Source organism: Amycolatopsis sp. NPDC051102 (genome assembly GCF_040682815.1).
Classification (GTDB): Bacteria; Actinomycetota; Actinomycetes; order Mycobacteriales; family Pseudonocardiaceae; genus Amycolatopsis.
Genome location: NZ_JBFBBT010000002.1, coordinates 491,145 through 507,647 on the forward strand (window position 1 = coordinate 491,145; position 16,503 = coordinate 507,647).

The following is a 16,503-nucleotide window of genomic DNA, read 5'->3' on the forward strand; positions in this document are numbered from 1 at the left end:
CCGATGCCGCTCCACCCGGGTGTCACGCCAGGTCCGGGATCAGCTCGCCGATCAGCCGGATGCTCTTCAGCACCTTCTCGTGCGGAATGCCGCCGATCTGCTGGAGGCACATCATCCGGTCGATGCCCAGTTCCGCGTACGCGCGCAGCTTTTTGCGGCACGTCTCCGGGCTGCCCACGATCAGCGAGTCCTGCGCACTCAGCACCTCGAACACCTCGTTGTCCGGGACCTGCTCGCCCTGCAGGATCCGGGCAACCAGAAGATTCGCCTCCGACGGTGCGTTCAAAGCCTCACCGCGCAGGAAGTCCCCCGTCAGGCCTGAGGACTCCATCAGCTCCTCGTTGCGGGCGTTGGCGCGCACGAACTCCGTCGCCGCTTCGAAGAACGTCAGCGCCGTCACTGTGTACCACGCCGCGGCCGCCGCCGCGCCGTTGCGCATCGCCTCCTCGTCCGTCTCCGCGCAGTGGACGAACGTGAAGAAGCCGACCTGGTCGTTGACGAACGCCCCGACCGGCTCCGTGCACTGCGCGGCCGCCGCGCGGTACAGGCCGACCAGGCGGCCAGCGCGTTCCAGGGACTCCCACATCGTCGTGCCTAGCACTCCCACCCCGCGCCGGCCGGCCTCCTCGAACGACGCCGGGCTCGCGGCGGCCTGCCACAGCGGTGGGTGCGGCTGCTGTAGCGGCTTCGGCCCGATCCCGACGCCGTCGACGCGGTAGGCCTCGCTCTCGTAGGAGAACAGCTCAGACGTCCACATCTTCGGCACCATCTCGAACGCCTGCTGCGTCTGGGCGCGCGCGTCATCGGGCTCGATACCGAACAGGCGCCACTCGGGGATCGTCGAGCGGGTCAGGCCCAGCTCCACGCGTCCACCGCTGAGGTGGTCGAGCGTCGCCGCCCGCTCGGCGACGCGGATCGGGTGGTTGAACGGCCCGGGCGCGAGCACCGCGGAGTGCCCGAGCCGGATCCGGCTGGTGCGCTGCGAGAGCGCGGCGAGCATCAGCTCGGGCGCGGACGAAAGGCTGAACTCCCCCGCGCCATGGTGCTCGACCTGCCACCAGCACCCGTAGCCCAACTCGTCGGCGAGTACGGCCTGTTCGATGGCCTGCCGGAACCGCAGCTGTTCGTGCCCTTCGGACCAGGGCCTCGGGTTCTGGATCTCGTTGAACAGGTCGATCTTCATCCACAACTCCTCTGCGTCGGGGTCACCGCAAGGTCAGTCCCCCAGGGCTATCTCTCCGTTACCGAGGGTCACTCGGACGGACCAGTTCATTTCCCGGACTCCGGATGGCCCGCTTTCACGGCCCGTCGGACCTGCGATCCTCGGCGTGCCGATCATCCTGGTCATCTACGGATGGTCTGCGGCCGCAGCCGCCGACCGCGAGCGGTGTTGTCGTAGCCGGAGCGACCGCCCAAACTCCGCCGACGAGCGGCCGCCGCGAGCTTCCGGCCGCGCGGTGACCGGTGCTTCGGGACGTCCGGCGTTGCCGCGCCTCTGGGTGAGATCGACCAGCCCACGCCGGACGAGGTCGGCCAGGCCGAGGTGCTCGTCGACATGTGTACCGCCGAGAGCGCCACCCAGTCCGCCGTCACTCCCGGCCGAATTCGCGTGCTCGAAGCCGTCCCCGCCGATGCCGTGCAGCGCCAGCACGACGGGTGACACCGCGGCAAGCACCATGGCCAAGGTGACGAGCGCGACCGCCAGGCGGGTAGTCCGGCGCTGCTGCCAGTGACCAGCCGCCACGCCAGCGAAACGACGTCCGCGCCGAAAGCGGCGGCCCGCACCGACATGATCACCAGGCCACCGAACAGCCCCGCCGTGACGAGGACGGCGCCGGTCCGCAGCAACCGCGCCCGCGGCGCCCGGCAAACGGTGTTCCTGCTAGCAGCGGGGTTGCTCTTGTCCACCTCACCGGCAAACCCGGGCCCGTCCTCATCTCCGGTTGGATAACCGGACAGCCCGCTTTGCCTTCCCATTTCATCCGACTGGATCAAGTCGGCGAAGAGTTCGGCACCGCTCAGGCATTCGGTGCCGAGCTGCCTTCGTCGAGTTCACCTTGGCGGCGATCGGGGTTCCAGGCATGATGGGACGTGGCCTGCCCCAACGACATCGCTCCTGGCGCTCCTTGAACGCGGAATGCGGGTGAGGACGTGGGCGGGTGTGGTGCCCCGTCCGAGAGGTGGTCTTCGTGTTCACACCGGAAGAACTGCGGATCCCGTTGCGCGGCGACGGCGACCAGCGCTCGGACGTCGAATTGCTGCACCGCTTCGCGACGTCGGTCGAGGAGCAATCCCGGCGCATGGCGGGATTTCCGGTCAACCTGGAATTCGACTACCGCCCGCTGGCCCCCTTCCTGTCGGTGCACCTGAACAACGCGGGCAGTCCCGGGCAGGCGAGTGAGTACGGGCTCGACAGCAAGCCCTTCGAGCAGGCGGTCACCGCCTTCTTCGCCGAGCTGGCCGGTGGCGAGCCGGACGAGGTGTTCGGTCACGTGGCGCACGGGGGTACCGAGGCGAACCTCTTCGCGGCCTTCGTAGCGCGTGAGCGGTACCCGGACGGCGTGCTGTTCGCGTCGCGCGAGGCGCACTACTCGATGCCGAAGATCGCGAGGCTGCTGCGCGTGCCCTACGTGGCGGTGGACGTGGACGCGACCGGGGCGATGGATCTCTCGGCGCTCGGGCGCGAGGTCGGCAGCAGGAAGGCGCCGGCGATCGTGGTCGCCACCGTCGGTTCCACCGGCCGGGGCGCGGTCGACGACATCCCAGGCATCCGGCGGACCTGCTCCGACGCGGGGGTGGACGAGGTGTACGTCCACTCCGACGCGGCGTTCGGCGGGCCGCTGGCCGAGTTCGGGCAGCCGCGGCGCCCCTGGTCGTTCCCCGACGGCGCGGACAGCGTGTCGGTCAGCGGGCACAAGATCATCGGATCGCCGCTGCCCAGCAGTGTCGTCCTCGTGCGGGAGGTGGACGCGGACACGATCCGCAGGCCCGGGGTGGCGGTGGGCAGTGACGACGACACGATCGGCGGGTCGCGGGACGCGCTGTCCCCGCTGCTGCTGTGGTACGCGCTGCGCGGACTGGGGCGCACCGGATTCGCCGCCCGGGTCCGGCAGTGCCTGGAAGTCACCGAGCACGCGGTCCGGCGCCTGGCGGAGGCGGGGCGCAACCCGGCCCGCTTCCCCGGTGGCAACGTCGTGCTGTTCGACCGCCCGGACGAGCAGGTCATGCGTGCGTGGCACCTGCTCGAGGTCGACGGGCGCGCGCACCTGTCCGTCATGCCGCACGTCACCACCGAGCTCGTCGACCGGCTCTGCGCGGACCTCACGTGACGCGGCCGGTTCACCGGGTGCGGTCGGCGTACCCGTCGGGCAGTTCGCCGGGTGCGCGGTCGATGACGCCGTCGTCGTCGGTGTCGCACTGGTCGACGAAGGTGATCCGCGCGCTCTCGTCGACCACCTCGACCGGGTAGGCCGGTCCGGTGTCGCGGAGGGCGGTCATCCGGTCGAGGTGGTCGTTCTGGAAGCACACGGTCTTGGCGGGGTCTTCCCACACCCAGCGGGGGAAGAAGATCACGCCGTGGAGCCGGCGGTGCGCCAGGTCGACGACCAAGGCGACCGACGTGCCGGTGGGTTCGGTCCAGGACAGGGTGTGGACACCGGGGCCGAGGCGGTCGGTGTGGACGGCCTGGTCCTTGACCCACCGCCCGCCGACGGGCCCGCTGTGGATGCGGTAGTCGATCGTGGTGGCGTTCTTGACGTACAGCTCGTACTGCCACCCGCTGTCGTAGGTGTAGATCAGGTGCTTGCCGGGCAGGGTGTCGTGCACGTCACTCGCCTCCTGAAGGTGTCACCGGCGAAGGTGTCTCGCCCACCGGGTCCCGGACGAGCATGTCGAGCGCGCCCGGTACGCCGCGCCGCGCAGCCGCGAGACGCTGTCGCATGGCTCCGTTGCCGCGGGTGAGCAGCGCATGGAGCAGGGTGCGCACCTCCGCGAGGTCGCCGGTCGCGGCCAAAGCGTCCTCGATGTGCCGGTAGAGCCGCGACGCCATCGCGTGCGGTGATGTCGGCGTGCCGCTCCACGGGTCCACGGCCGGACCGTCGAGGCCGTGCCGGGCCGCGGCCCACAACGCGTCGCCGAGCACGGTGTCGCTGCAGCGGCGGGCTTCCCGGCCGGCGTCCAGCTCGCCCAGCGCGGTGCGCACGAGGCCGCGGACCAAGGCGGCGTAGAGCACGGCTTCGCCGGTGGTGACCGTGGTGTCGGCGACGCGGACCTCGAGGGTGGGCAGGTGGTCGGACAGCCGGGCCAGGCGCAGGCCGCCGTGGTCGGAGGGCAGCAGCCCGCACTCCCGGAGGCGGTCGAGGTCGGCGTCGTACTCGGCGGCCGAGGAGAACCACGGCGGGAGGCCGGCGGCGGGCAGGCGGCCCAGCACCATCATCCGCCAGCTGTGGAACCCGGTGTCCCGGCCCCGGCGGAAGGGCGAGTTGGCGCTGAGCGCCAGCAAGGTCGGCAGCCACGGTGCCAGGTGGTTGAGGACGGCGACACCGGCCTCCCGGTCCCCGAGCCCGACGTGGACGTGGCAGCCGCAGATCTCCTGGTCGGCCAAGGCACCCGCGTAGGCGTCGCTCATCCACTCGTAGTGGCCGTCGCGCCGGGGCGGTGCGGTTTCGGTGCCGAAGGGCGGGTGCCCGACCGGGACGAGCTCCAAGCCCTGCGCCCGGGCCGAACGCCGCAGGGCGGCCCGGTTGCGGGCGAGCTGGTCGCGCACCTGGGCCAAGTCCGAGCAGATCCCGGTGTTCGTCTCGACCTCGGTGTCCCACAGCTCGCGCGCCGCGCAGCTTCCGCCGGCCAGGTCCGCGGGAAGCATCCCGGCCAGCACTGCCGCGGCTTCGCCGGCGGGAAGGAGCGATCCCCGGCTCACGAGGAGGAACTCCTCCTCCACTCCGATCGTCACGCCGTCGCCTTCGGCCCGGGTGGTCGACGCCTTGAGGGCGGTGCCGGCGGCGCTCATCGCTCACCGGCCCGCAGGACGGCCCCGGTGCGCAGCAACTGCGCGACAGCGCGGAAATCCCCTTCCATCCCGCGGTCGTCTTCGACCGGCGGCACGTGTTCGCGGACGATGTCGTGCACCGCCTTCGTGGCGGGCGCCGCCCGGTCCGCGCCGCGGAGGTCCAGCGCCTGGCAGGACGCCAGCAGGTGGACCGCGGCGATGTTCTCCACCAGCTCCACCACGGTGTGCGCGTCGCGGGCGGCGATGGTGCCCATGCTGACCTTGTCCTGGTTGTGGCATTCGGTGGAGCGGGAGAACACCGTGGCGGGCATGGTGTTCTTCAGCGCCTCGGCCGCCAAGGCGGAACAGGTGATCTGGGCGGCTTTGAAGCCGTGGCGCAGTCCGGCGTGCGGGTCGTCGTCCCCCACCCGGGGGATCAGGTTCGGGGTCAGGTCCCGGTTGTGCTTCTCGTCCACCAGCAGCGCCACCTGCCGGTCCAGCAGGTCGCCGACGGACGCCGTCACGACCTTCAGCGAGTCCATCGCCTGGCCGACGTGACCGGCGTAGAAGTTGCCGCCGCTGTACGCCTTGCCCGTGTCCGGGTCGAACAGCGGGTTGTCGTCCACGGAGTTGATCTCCACCGCCAGCCAGCGGGTGGCCCAGTCGAGGGTGTCCCGCAACACCCCGACCACCTGCGGGGCACACCGCAGCGAGTACGGCTCCTGGATCGGCTGGTCCAGTTCCTCGTAGTCGCCGTCGACCTGCTGCTCCTCCCCCAGGGACGCGGGGTGCTCCTCGGCCAGCCCGGACCCGTCCAGCAGCGACAGCACGGCCGCGGCGCTCGCCCGCTGCCCGGGGTGGGGCTTGTGCTCGTGGATCACCGGGTCGTAGTGGCTGCGGTCGGCGTCGAGGGCTTCGCAGGCCATCGCCGTGCACACCTCGGCGGCATCGGCCAGGCGGGTGGCGCGCTCCAGCGCGACCACCGCGAAGCCCGAGGAGAACGACGTGCCGTTGATCAGCGCCAGCACCTCCTTGGGCTCCGGCTCCCACGGCGTCAACCCGTGCTCCCGCAGCGCATCGGACGCCGGGCGGCGCTCACCGCCCGCCACGATCTCCCCCCGCCCCAGCAGGGCGTTCGCGATGTAGCACAACGGCGTCAAATCACCGCTCGCGCCGACCGAACCGCGCTGGGGCACGACCGGGACCAGGTCGGCGGCCAGGCAGGAGAGCATCAGCTCGACCAGGCCGCGGCGCACCCCCGAGGAACCCCGGGCCAGGCAGTTGGCCCGGATCAGCATCGCCGCCCGCACCACTTCGGGCGGCGTCGGCGGACCGACCCCCGCCAAGTGGTACTCGGCCAAGCCCAGCTGGAGTTCCACCGCCTTGTCCGACGACACGACCCGCCGCGCGCTGTCACCGAAGCCGGTGGTCACCCCGTACAGCGGCTGCCCGGCCTCGACCAGCTGCCGGCGCAGCGCGGCACTGCGGTCCACCCGCGCGGCCGCTCGGTCGGACATTCGTAGCTCACCTCGGAACTCACGGGTGGCCACCCGTGCCGCTGTCCGCGGGTCCAGCGAACCGTCACCCAAGATCACCGGTCCGTTCTCGGCCGTCGCGTCGTCCACCGTCGCCCTCCACAATCCTCACGAACAATCGTCTTCATGGGAACTTTCCTCGCACGGTTCTACGACCATGGATGCCCCTCGCGAGAGATCACCAATCCCCGAAAATCCGTCGAAATTGCTAGGATCAACCAGCTGGAAACCGTCCGAACAACTACGGAAACCTACCGGCAGTAGCGGTCCCCCGCAGGGGCTGCGCTTTTCGGGTGTACTGCCCACTAAAGGTCGTAACCGCCGCCGGCTGAGCCGTAGCCGACGCACCGGAAAGGATCGAATGTCAACGGGAACGGACTCACTGGTCGTGGTCGCCGACCGGTTCTGGGACGGGAACGCCGACCGTCCTGCCGGACGAACCGCGATTCTCATCAACGGGAGCCACGTCGAGGAAGTCGCTCCGGTCCGGACGCGGGGAGCGGAGGTGATCGACCTCGGCGATCGCACGCTCATTCCCGGCTTCATCGACTGCCACGTCCACGTCGTACCCGACCTGTCACCCGGCACGTCGATCAGTGCCCAGACCCTGGCGGCGGTGACGGCGATGCGCACCCTGCTCGACAACGGCTTCACCACGGTGCGCGACCTCGGCTGCGCACCCCCGTCCATCACCATCGACCTGAAGCAGGCGCAGCGAGAAGGGGTCGTCGAGGGGCCGCGCATGGTGGTGGCGCCGCGCATCATCTCCGGGCGAGGGGGCCACGGCGACAAGTCCGCCGGACTGGCCGAACGCTTCGGCGTCGAACTGGGCGCCCTGGCGGACGGCGTCGACGAGGTCATCCGCACCGTCCGCACCGAAGCGCGACTGGGCGCCGACTGGATCAAGTTCGCCGGCACCGGCGGGTTCGGCTCCGAGCACGACGATCCCGAGCTGGTCACCTACTCCCGAGCCGAAGTCGACGCCCTCGTCGCCACCGCACGCGACCTCGGCAAACCCGCCGCCGTCCACGCGTTCAACGACGAAGGCATCCTCCGCGCCGCCCACGCCGGCGTCCGCTCCGTCGAACACGCTTCACTCGCCACCTCCGCCACGCTCTCGACGCTCGCGGACAACGGCATCTGGCTCGTCCCCACCCAGGTCGTCACCGTCGAATGCCTACGACACCTCGACGACGACCAGTTCTGGGCCGACAAACCAGGCCACCTCAGGCAAACGTTCCGCACTCACGCCGACCGTCTCCACCAGTGCGCTTCCCACCCCGCCGGCTCGGCGGTCCGGATCGCATTCGGCTCCGACGCCAGCGTCCTGCCTCACCGCGACAACTGGCGCGAATTCCCCGCAATGGTCTCCACCGGCATCAGCCCGCTGCGCGCCCTCCGCGCCGCCACCTCCGAAGCCGCCGCGCTGCTCGCCACTCCGGACCGCGGCACCATCCGCCCCGGCACGCTCGCCGACCTCGTCGCCATGCCCGGTGACCCCTTCGACGACATCGACTGCACCGGAAACATCGACTTCGTCGTGCAGAGCGGTCGCATCAAGCGGCACACCCATCCCTGACCCAAGGCGACCGCGGACCACGTTCACGGGTATCAAGCTCCACCCCCGAGACGGGAAATGGCCAGCCGGGTATCGGCGCAGCTCACCCTTGCGCCGCTCGGGCCGTCGCCGCGGCTGCGGCGGGTGAGGACACAATGGGGTCGCGCCTCCCTATCCCGACGAGCAAAGGCATCGTCAGTCGTCCCGCACCTCTGGCCGGACGGTACGGCAACAGCTTGAGCAGCCCCCGGAGGTCTTCCAGTTACGCCACAGTGGCGCATGCTCGCCCAACTGGTCAACGGCGTCACGGTCGGCAAGGTCAGTGATCAGCGCCATTTGCTCGGCGGTGCCGACGACGGGAACGGTGAGTGGATCGGCGCCGCGGGAAACGCGGATTGCGTCAGCGAGCAATGCTGCGAATAGGCGGACCACACCGGATGCCTGTCTAACTCGCGTAACCCCTGGCGCTGACCATTCAGTGGTAGACGACGTCCGACGGGCGGGCCCGGCACTGTCACGGCCTTTGCCGCGCGGTGACGGAGGTTTCGGTCCAGTACGCCGGATCGCGGCCGTAGTCCGGCGTGGTAAACGCACGATCCCAGGACGCGTCGGGCGCAAGGATCTCCCGCCACGGGGCGACCTCGGTGTAGAGGACGCGCAGGGAGTTCAGCGCGCCCTCGTGCAAAGCGGGGCCGTCGGTTGACACGGCGTCGCTGGGCACGGCGACCTCGAAGTTGCGGGCCAGCGCAGCTCGGGCGGTGGCTTCGACGCACACGTTCGTTTGCAGGCCGGCCACAACGAGTCGCTGCACACCGAGGTTGTGCAGCAGCGGATCGAGTTCGGTGTAGTCGAAGAGGCTGGCCCGGCTCTTGTCCAGTACGACATCGGCTGGCTGGGGCGCAACCGCGTCCATGATCCGTCGCTTCCACGCCTCTTCGGCCGCTCCCACTTCGGGAATCCGATGCCTACGGTGAGCAAGCAGCCGGGCTATCCGAGGATTCTGTCCGAGGACCCCGGCTGCGCTGCCAGTCGATCGGGAATAGATGACCGGCAGCTCCTGGTCCCGGGCAGCTGCCAGCAGATCAGCACAGGCCGCAACGGTCTCCTCCAACCGCCAGATCGGCGGCCAGCCCAACGCGTCCCGTACGCCGTCGTCCGCGACGTACGAATTCTGCATGTCAATCATCAACAACGCCGTATGACCCATCAATCAATCTCCTCAATCTGTACAATCCAGCCGCTGACGATGTGACCACGCCGTTCGCCCGCCGGTCGCAAATCGAGTCAGTTTCAGCCTGTACTGCCGCGGCCGGCTCACTCGTCGGCGACGACAACCCCGGCTGGTCCGGCATGCTTGTTTTCGCCGACCCTTCCCCAACCTTGACGCCCTGGTTCTTCATCGCGGAAGCGGCGCGGGTCTGGCAGCGTAGCCGGTAAAGACCGAGCGCAGTCAACTGTGCTGCGAGAAGGTCTTAGGCCGAGACGCCCATCCGAGCCGGCAGCAGCCACGCGGCGTCCAGCTCGGCGGCGCCAGCCTCGACGCGTCGTTCATCTTCCAGCCGATCGAACTCTTCAGCATCGTAGGAAGCTGGGTGGCCTGCTCGGTGGCGGGCTATGGCTGCGGACGTCCTGCGCCTGGATCGGGGCCGGGCCATGGTGCGGACGTACCATCCGGATAACAGCCCCCTGCGGCCGGTTCAAGCCCGGTCGGGATGGCTACCCTGCTCGCGGTTGAGCTCACAGCCGATCACTCGCGCGCGGATCCGTCACCACGGGTCGCGCCGCCCTCCTCCACGCACCCCGGGGTGCGAGACAGCGCGGTGCCCATGACTTCCTCCTCCGATCCGGCCACCGAAGGACATCACCCGCTGGTGGGGCAACCCCACAGCGACGACGAAGAGGGCACGGTCGCCGAGGCCGAAGCCGAAGCCGCGGAAATCAGCACTCCGGAACAGCCGCTGGGCGGAATCGGCAAGCGGCTCGACCGCCGATCGCCGTTCTTCATCGGCATGACCGCCGCGGCCGGGGTCGCCGTGACCTACGGCCTGATCCAGCTCCTCGCCGGCGCCGAACAGATCCTCGTGCTCGTCGGATTGGCCCTGTTCCTCGCCATCGGAGCGGAACCCGCCGTCTCGTGGCTGGTCACACATCGCTTCCCGCGCTGGCTCGCCGTCACCACCGTGTTCGTCGTCGCCTTCGGCGCCGCCGGCGGCTTCCTCGCCGCCGCGATCCCCGTGATCGTCGAGCAGGCCACCGCGTTGGTCAAGCAAGCCCCGGAGTACCTTCGCGAAGCGCAGGACCACAACACCTTCCTCGGCCGGCTCAACGAACGCTTCCACCTGCAGCAGGCGATCGAGTCGGCGTTCAGCTCCGGCGGCGGCCTCACCAGCGGTGTCCTGGGCGCCGGCAAAGCGGTCTTCAACGTCGTGACCGACGCGCTGATCGTGGTCGTCCTGACCATCTACTTCGTCGCCGACCTGCCCCGCATCCGCGCCACGATGTACCGGCTCATCCCGCACTCCCGCCGGCCACGGGCGATCCTCATCGGCGACGACATCTTCTCCAAAGTCGGCGGCTACGTCCTGGGCAACCTGGCCGTCTCCGTCATCGCCGGCGCCCTCACCCTGATCTGGCTGCTGATCTTCGGCGTCCCCTACGCCGCGCTCCTGGCGATCGCGGTCGCGGTGCTCGACCTCATCCCCGTGATCGGATCCGTGGTCGGCGGCGTCCTGGTGAGCCTGGTCGCGCTGACCGTCTCCCTCCCGGTGTTCTTGGCCACAGTGGGATTCTTCGTCGTCTACCGGCTCGTCGAGGACTACCTGCTGGTGCCGAAGATCATCGGGAACGTGCTCAAGGTGCCTGCACTGGTCACCGTCGTCGCCGTCCTGCTCGGTGGCGCGCTGCTCGGCATCATCGGGGCGCTCGTCGCCATCCCCGTCGCCGCGGCGATCCTCCTGCTGGCCGAAGAGGTGCTCTACCCACGCCTCGACCAAGCGTGACCAATCCCCTCCCGCTTCGGGAGGTGAGCCGCTCCACCCCGCCTTGACCTCTAGCGCACTGAAGATCCTATGCTCGAAACGTTTCGGCCCACTATCTGACCGAACTACTCGACCTGCCGCCCCGAGGAGGGGGCGAGCCTGCTTCTGGAGGAAGAGCATTGACGACTGAGCGGAGCACGGCTGTTCTACGTCACCGCCGACATCACCCGGCTCGTGCGCCAAGCCGCGCCGAGTCTTCGGGACGAATGGGACATCCAACCGGTGGACCTCCCGTCGCTGACGGGCTTCGAGCTTTTCGCCGAGCCGATGGCCGAGTACGTCCGCCAGAACGGCAAGCGCATCGACATCGTCGCGGTCTCCTGGGGCGGGACCGCGTCTCGTCATCGTCGATGCTGACAACGTCCGCGGCGGTCTGGCTGTGGTCGACACAGAAGTCGCGCTGCGCGGCTCGCTGCGTTTGCCACATCAGATTCGCCGCGATGTGATGCCGGCGCCGCAGCGGGTAGCAGCGGGTCTGCTCCCACAGGTGCCCGATCACCGAAGCCTGGATGTCATGGCTGTCCTCCGAGGCGGAGACGCCGCCGGTCACGCCCCGCCGGACGCCGACTCCGCCCGCGGCCGTACGAGCCGCCCGTACGACTCGGCCGATGATGCCCGGCACGACCGGCAGCATCGCGTTGACCACGACCTCCGTGGCCACGACGCCGGCCCTGCCCGACGGCCCGGACCAGCAACGCGTGCCGCACGTAGTCCCGCGTCGCCAAGATCACGTCCTGGCCGTCAGGCCGGATCATCGCTTCGGGCCGGCAACGCCGGGGCTTCCACGTGGATGCTCGACGAGGTCGTGACTCCTGCCGCCCCGCGGACAAGGTCAGCGATCAACGCGTCCCGCGCCGGGCCGGATTCCATCGTCTCGAGCAAGATGACGCGCTCGATCTCACGTCGGACCGTGCGAACTTCGGCGTCGGCTTGCTCCGCGCGGGAGTAGTACATCTTGGCGACTGCGCCGGGCACACTGCCCATCAGGGCGATCGCAATTCCGGAGGCGAGCGCACCGGCCACGGCAAGGCCGAGTCCCGTCAACACCAGCAGTCCGGCGGCGATGCCGGCGATAGCCGCACCACGATTCCGCCGGCTCCGGCTCATGACGACGTATTCGAAGTCCTGCCGCCGGAGGTCGTGCATCGATCTGAGGACGTCCTCCGGGGTACGCCGGTGAGGTGCACCCAGCACGAGTTCACGCTGGTACTCGGAGCTTCGCCACCGCCGTCGCCGCCCAACGACATCCAGCAGCCACGGCACGGCCGCGCCACCGGCCGCGACGACAGCCAGCACCAGAGCGCCGAATCGATTGCCGCCGGGCAAGTCGGGACCGGCGGCGAGCACGGTGATGGTCACACTGTTCACCAGCGACATGGTGGTCGCGGTCTTCTGCCCGGGCACGGTCAACGCGGTGGCCCGACACCGGATGGTTACGGAGATTGCTCCGTTCGGAAACCGACCGCGGCCGGGGCACCTGATCACGGATGCCCCGGCCGCTTCGGCAATAACTATCGCTACCTGATCTTGATCGGGTCGACGATGGTGAAGCCGAACCTGGTCTTACCGGCGGTGAAGCCGGCGAAGGTACTGCGGTCCCAGCCGATCACCACCCCCTTGCCGCTGTAGGTGCGGATCGTGCCGTCCGGCATGACGACCTTCGCGGTGGCTTGCCAGCCGGAGCCGGAACGCCGGACATCCAGGGTCAGCGTCGCCTGCTTGCCCTTACCCGCCGGGATGGTTGCGGTTCCCGTGATGCCGTCGATCCGGATGCCGGACCGCTTGATTACGAAACTCCCGGTCAGGACACGGTCGGCGAGCACGACCGGTGGCTTCCCCGTTCCGACGAAGACGATCCGCTGACCCGAGGTCGTCGCGGCGCCGACGGTGATCGTCACGGTGGCGGGAGCGGAAGTAAGACCGCGCGAGTCGGTCGCGGTGTAGGTGAAGGTGTCCGTCCCGAGGTAGCCGGGCTTGGCGGTGTAGGTGAACGAGCCGTCCTGAAGCAGGCTCACTGATCCGTGGCCGGTCGGGGTGACGAGTTTCGCGGTCAGCGTGTCACCGGTATCGGGATCAGTGTCGTTCGCCAGTACACCCGGGGCCGGAACCACGAGCTGACTCGCGTTGTCCGCCGTGAAGCTGTCCGCGGTGGTGACCGGTGCCCGGTTGGGTACGGCAGGTGTCACGCTGACCGGTCCGGCGGAGCCGGATTCCCCGGCCGGGTTACCAGCGGTCACCTTGTAGGTGTACGCCGTACCGTTGGCCAGGGAGACGTCGATCCACTCCGACGGCGGGGTGCCGTCCGCCTGAGCGCTGACCCGATCGACGAAGGCTCCTGTTCCGTCGTAGATCGTGTACCAGCCGGGCAGCCCGCCGGCGCTTCCCTTCGTCCACTTGAGACTGATAGTGCCATCGTCGGCGGTCGCCGTCAGTCCCGTGGGACTGGCCGGCACCGCCGGCGCAGCGTTGACGGTGACCGACGCGGTCGCCGTGGCAGCCAAACCTGACGCCGCTCGTGCCCGGACGACCACGTTCTGCTCGCCGGGTGCGCCGTAGGCGTGGCTTACCGTGGGCACCGAGGTCGACTGGTCGTAGACGCCGTCACCGTTGAAGTCCCAGTCGAATCCGACGATGTCCTCGGTCTCGTCCCGGCTGCCCGCGGCGCCCAGCTTCACCGGTTCTCCCACGATGGCGGTGTACGGGCCACCGGCGTCGGCGGTCGGTGCCGAGCCGGCGGACACGATCGTCGACTGGAGCGTCGAGACGAACGTGGCGGGGTCCGGCGCCGAGGCGTGCTGACCACCTGTCGCCGAGGCCAGTGCCGCGAGGAACTCGTTCGCCGAGGGGTCACTGGACGTCGCGACCGTGTAGACCTGCGCCGGATCGACCGCGAGGGCGCGGTCGCGCACGGTGGCGAGGGTGTAGCCGGTCTCGGGTTCCGGATCCTTGCCCGGCGCGTCACCGATCGCGATGACGACCTTCCGCACGCCGTTGCGCCACGGCAGCGCGAGCCCGGTCATGACACCGGAGTAGACGCTTTCCGGGGTGTCCCCGCCACCATCCGCTCCGAGCGTCGCCGCGGCGTTGGCGAAGCTGGTGACGTCATTGGTGAAACCGAGGTCGACACGTGCGCGGTATGGATCGCCTTGGTCCGCGCCGTCCTTGTAGTCGATGAGGGCGAAGCGGTAGTTCGCGCTGGTCGCCGCGATCGATTGGGCCAGGCTCGTGACGTTGTCGCGGACTTGCGCGATGGTGCCGCCCATGGAACCGGTCGTGTCGATGGCGAACACGAGGTCCAGTGGCACGGTGCCGGAACCCCGCGTCGGGAACCCCAGTGTCCGGGCGACGCGGCGGGCCGCGTCGTCGGCGTCACCACTGCTGACGTACTGCAGGTGCGGGTCAATCTTGTTGGCCCACCCGAAATTGCGGGTGTACAGGTCGCCGTCACCTATGATGTGATGCTTTTCGCTGAGACCGCAGATCGGATCATGCGGCCGGCAGTACGAAAACACCTTTCCGGAGAACATGCCGGGCCATTCGTCCCGGACGCCGAGCGAACCGTAGTGCGTGCTGTCGGAAGCCAGTGACGACCAGGAGTCAGCGTTGAAGTACGGGTCGCCGAAGAACACGGCCGCGGCGACCAGTTGCTGATCGGCCGTGGGCATGTGCTGCAACGCGTCTCCGGCAGCCTGCGCGCCCTGCGAATAGCCGCCGATGATGAATTTGGTGTCCGGGCAGGCGTCGGCCTTGTGACGTGCCTCGATATAGCCTTGAAGACTGCGTTGACCTTCGCGCACGGAGTCGGTGTAGCTGCCGAGGACCTTGATGTGCAGGGCCGCACCGACCCCACTTCCCGTCGGGAAACCGTTTTTGGCCACCGCGACCGCCGGGTATACGACACCGTGCGCGGAGATCTTGTCCGTCCCGATCAGCTTACCGATCTTGTCGTAGACATGCCAGAGCAATTCACCCATGCCGTGGTACTTGTCCCCGTAGTCGCTTGACGGTGGTTGCGGCGCTTCTCCGGAACCGCGCGCGCCGATGAACTCATACGGCGTGCATGGAGGACTCGCCGCTGTCGCGGTCGCACCGCCGACGAGTGAGACAAGCGGGAGTGCGGTCGCCGCGGCCACGGCAGCCAGTAGCCATTGGGAATACGATCGACGTACTGATCTTGCTCTCATCAGCAACCTCATTTCACCAACGCGAACCTCAACGAAGTCGCCGGATTCCAAAGGTTTGTTACGCGGGAAATCAGCGGGCCAATATTGACAGCGGCAACCGTCGTTCAGAGAATTCCCGACGACGGGATTGCTCGCTACACCCGGTCGGTCAGCAAAGTGCTCACCAGGACGCTGGTCTCCTCGTCGAGTTCAACATCGAGTGTGTCTGCAAGAGCAGCCCGCTTGTCGGCCACTTGGCGAACGGCTGCGAGATTTCCCGCACGGTATTCGATGCGGAGGAGGTCCCGGTGGTGGATCTGGTTCACCGGCTCGGCCAGCAGCCCGCGCATGGCTGCTCGGCGTGCCGCGGAAAGGGTCCCGGCTTTCTGGTGGGAGTCAGCCGGCGTGTGCGCGACGAGGACGATCGCGTCGATCATCTCCCGGTGGTGCCACGAACTCCACATGTCCCTGCCGGGCAGGATATCGCCGAACGGAGTTCCCCGCACCAGGTCGAAAGCTCGCTGCAGGTCGGGGATCCCGCGGTCCCGATCGGCGAGGCCACGATGCGCCAGCTCTTGGAACGTACGCCAAGCCGAACCGAAGGAAAACGCCATCCGGTAGCCGCCGTGGCGAGCGTCGACGTTCGGGACGTACGCCTCGCCCGCCTCGTCCTTGCCGAGCCACGTCCGGAGGCGCGAGATGCTGCCCTGCCTGGTGGCGGCGCGGGTCGGCTCCGAGCAGCCGGACGGGCCCGATCATCGGTGACATCGCGCAAAAGCACGCGAAGTCGACCAACCCCGAGCGCATCGCCCAGAACCTGGACGTCTTCGACTTCACCCTGGACGACGCCGACATGGAACGGATCGATGCGCTCGACACGGGAATGCGAACGGGTCCCGATCCGGACGAGCCGCGCGGAGACTTCTACGACCGTCCCATTCCCGAAGCCTGACGAGGAAGCGGCGATCAACCGGCGAGCGCGCAACAAAACACTCAGGGTCGGAGGCATCGGGCCCGACGCAGATGACGTCTTGCATGGCGTGCCGACGACTTCACCCCGGCGGACCCGAAGTCAGGGTGAAACCGCGCGCCTCAGGTTCCGGCTTGGAACAGCGGTGAGCATGCCGTCGCGGCTGGGGTGAGGCGCTTCCGCGGCCCGTAGTCCCCACGGCTGGTCGGGTGGACGAGGGTCGTGGCGGGGTGCCCGGCGAGGAACCTGGCG

Annotated in this window: 14 protein-coding genes; 5 read left to right on the forward strand and 9 right to left on the reverse strand. The window is 68.9% G+C overall.

Translation table 11 applies throughout. The features are described from left to right. Window positions 1-22 precede the first annotated feature (22 nt). Both AB0M93_RS08200 and AB0M93_RS08205 read right to left on the reverse strand, forming a co-directional pair. Window positions 23-1,183 carry an LLM class flavin-dependent oxidoreductase gene (locus AB0M93_RS08200; RefSeq protein ID WP_364269710.1) on the reverse strand — a complete coding sequence of 387 codons (1,161 nt, stop codon included), beginning with the start codon at window positions 1,181-1,183 and terminating at the stop codon, window positions 23-25. A 165-nt stretch (window positions 1,184-1,348) separates the two neighbouring features. Continuing rightward, on the reverse strand, window positions 1,349-1,744 hold the full coding sequence (locus AB0M93_RS08205; protein ID WP_364269712.1) for a hypothetical protein: 396 nt from the start codon (window positions 1,742-1,744) through the stop codon (window positions 1,349-1,351). Window positions 1,745-2,189: 445 nt separating this feature from the next. Here AB0M93_RS08205 and AB0M93_RS08210 point away from each other — a divergent pair, with 445 nt between their 5' ends. Further along, entirely contained in the window at window positions 2,190-3,329 is a 1,140-nt protein-coding gene (locus AB0M93_RS08210; RefSeq protein WP_364269714.1) for a histidine decarboxylase, read from the forward strand. 10 nt (window positions 3,330-3,339) lie between these two features. Here AB0M93_RS08210 and AB0M93_RS08215 read toward each other — a convergent pair whose 3' ends face one another. From AB0M93_RS08215 to AB0M93_RS08225, 3 genes are read right to left on the reverse strand one after another with little or no spacing between them, the layout of a single operon-like run. Further along, complete coding sequence (locus AB0M93_RS08215; RefSeq protein ID WP_364269716.1) at window positions 3,340-3,825, reverse strand: phenolic acid decarboxylase; 486 nt, start codon at window positions 3,823-3,825, stop codon at window positions 3,340-3,342. Window position 3,826: 1 nt separating this feature from the next. After that, on the reverse strand, window positions 3,827-5,008 hold the full coding sequence (locus tag AB0M93_RS08220) for a YbdK family carboxylate-amine ligase (protein ID WP_364269718.1): 1,182 nt from the start codon (window positions 5,006-5,008) through the stop codon (window positions 3,827-3,829). Beyond that, window positions 5,005-6,612: an aromatic amino acid ammonia-lyase gene (locus AB0M93_RS08225; protein ID WP_364269720.1), complete on the reverse strand. Its 1,608-nt coding sequence runs from the start codon at window positions 6,610-6,612 to the stop codon at window positions 5,005-5,007. Before AB0M93_RS08225 ends, AB0M93_RS08220 begins: the two co-directional genes overlap by 4 nt. Window positions 6,613-6,883: 271 nt before the next feature. Between AB0M93_RS08225 and AB0M93_RS08230 the strand changes: the two genes are divergently transcribed. Both AB0M93_RS08230 and AB0M93_RS08235 read left to right on the forward strand, forming a co-directional pair. Further along, window positions 6,884-8,101 carry an amidohydrolase family protein gene (locus AB0M93_RS08230; protein ID WP_364269722.1) on the forward strand — a complete coding sequence of 406 codons (1,218 nt, stop codon included), beginning with the start codon at window positions 6,884-6,886 and terminating at the stop codon, window positions 8,099-8,101. Between the two features lie 258 nt (window positions 8,102-8,359). Beyond that, on the forward strand, window positions 8,360-8,503 hold the full coding sequence (locus AB0M93_RS08235; protein ID WP_364269724.1) for a hypothetical protein: 144 nt from the start codon (window positions 8,360-8,362) through the stop codon (window positions 8,501-8,503). Window positions 8,504-8,594: 91 nt separating this feature from the next. On the opposite strand, the gene AB0M93_RS08240 is transcribed toward AB0M93_RS08235, so the two are convergent. Beyond that, window positions 8,595-9,266: an isochorismatase family cysteine hydrolase gene (locus tag AB0M93_RS08240; protein WP_364269726.1), complete on the reverse strand. Its 672-nt coding sequence runs from the start codon at window positions 9,264-9,266 to the stop codon at window positions 8,595-8,597. 685 nt (window positions 9,267-9,951) lie between these two features. On the opposite strand from AB0M93_RS08240, the gene AB0M93_RS08245 reads away from it, so the two are divergent. Together AB0M93_RS08245 and AB0M93_RS08250 are read left to right on the forward strand one after the other, a co-directional pair. Then, window positions 9,952-11,079, forward strand: coding sequence for an AI-2E family transporter (locus AB0M93_RS08245; RefSeq protein ID WP_364270692.1), 1,128 nt, complete (start codon window positions 9,952-9,954; stop codon window positions 11,077-11,079). 213 nt (window positions 11,080-11,292) lie between these two features. Further along, window positions 11,293-11,475, forward strand: coding sequence for a hypothetical protein (locus AB0M93_RS08250; protein WP_364269728.1), 183 nt, complete (start codon window positions 11,293-11,295; stop codon window positions 11,473-11,475). Between the two features lie 384 nt (window positions 11,476-11,859). Here the strand turns inward: AB0M93_RS08250 and AB0M93_RS08255 are convergent, their stop codons facing one another. The 3 genes from AB0M93_RS08255 to AB0M93_RS08265 all read right to left on the reverse strand — a co-directional run bounded on the left by AB0M93_RS08255 (window position 11,860) and on the right by AB0M93_RS08265 (window position 15,895). Beyond that, entirely contained in the window at window positions 11,860-12,486 is a 627-nt protein-coding gene (locus tag AB0M93_RS08255) for a hypothetical protein (protein WP_364269730.1), read from the reverse strand. A gap of 149 nt (window positions 12,487-12,635) precedes the next feature. Continuing rightward, window positions 12,636-15,251, reverse strand: a complete 2,616-nt coding sequence (locus AB0M93_RS08260; RefSeq protein WP_364269732.1) for a cutinase family protein — start codon at window positions 15,249-15,251, stop codon at window positions 12,636-12,638. 185 nt (window positions 15,252-15,436) lie between these two features. Further along, the gene (locus AB0M93_RS08265) at window positions 15,437-15,895 is read right to left on the reverse strand and encodes a bacterial transcriptional activator domain-containing protein (RefSeq protein WP_364269734.1); all 459 of its coding nucleotides are present in this window, start codon (window positions 15,893-15,895) and stop codon (window positions 15,437-15,439) included. Window positions 15,896-16,503 lie beyond the last annotated feature (608 nt).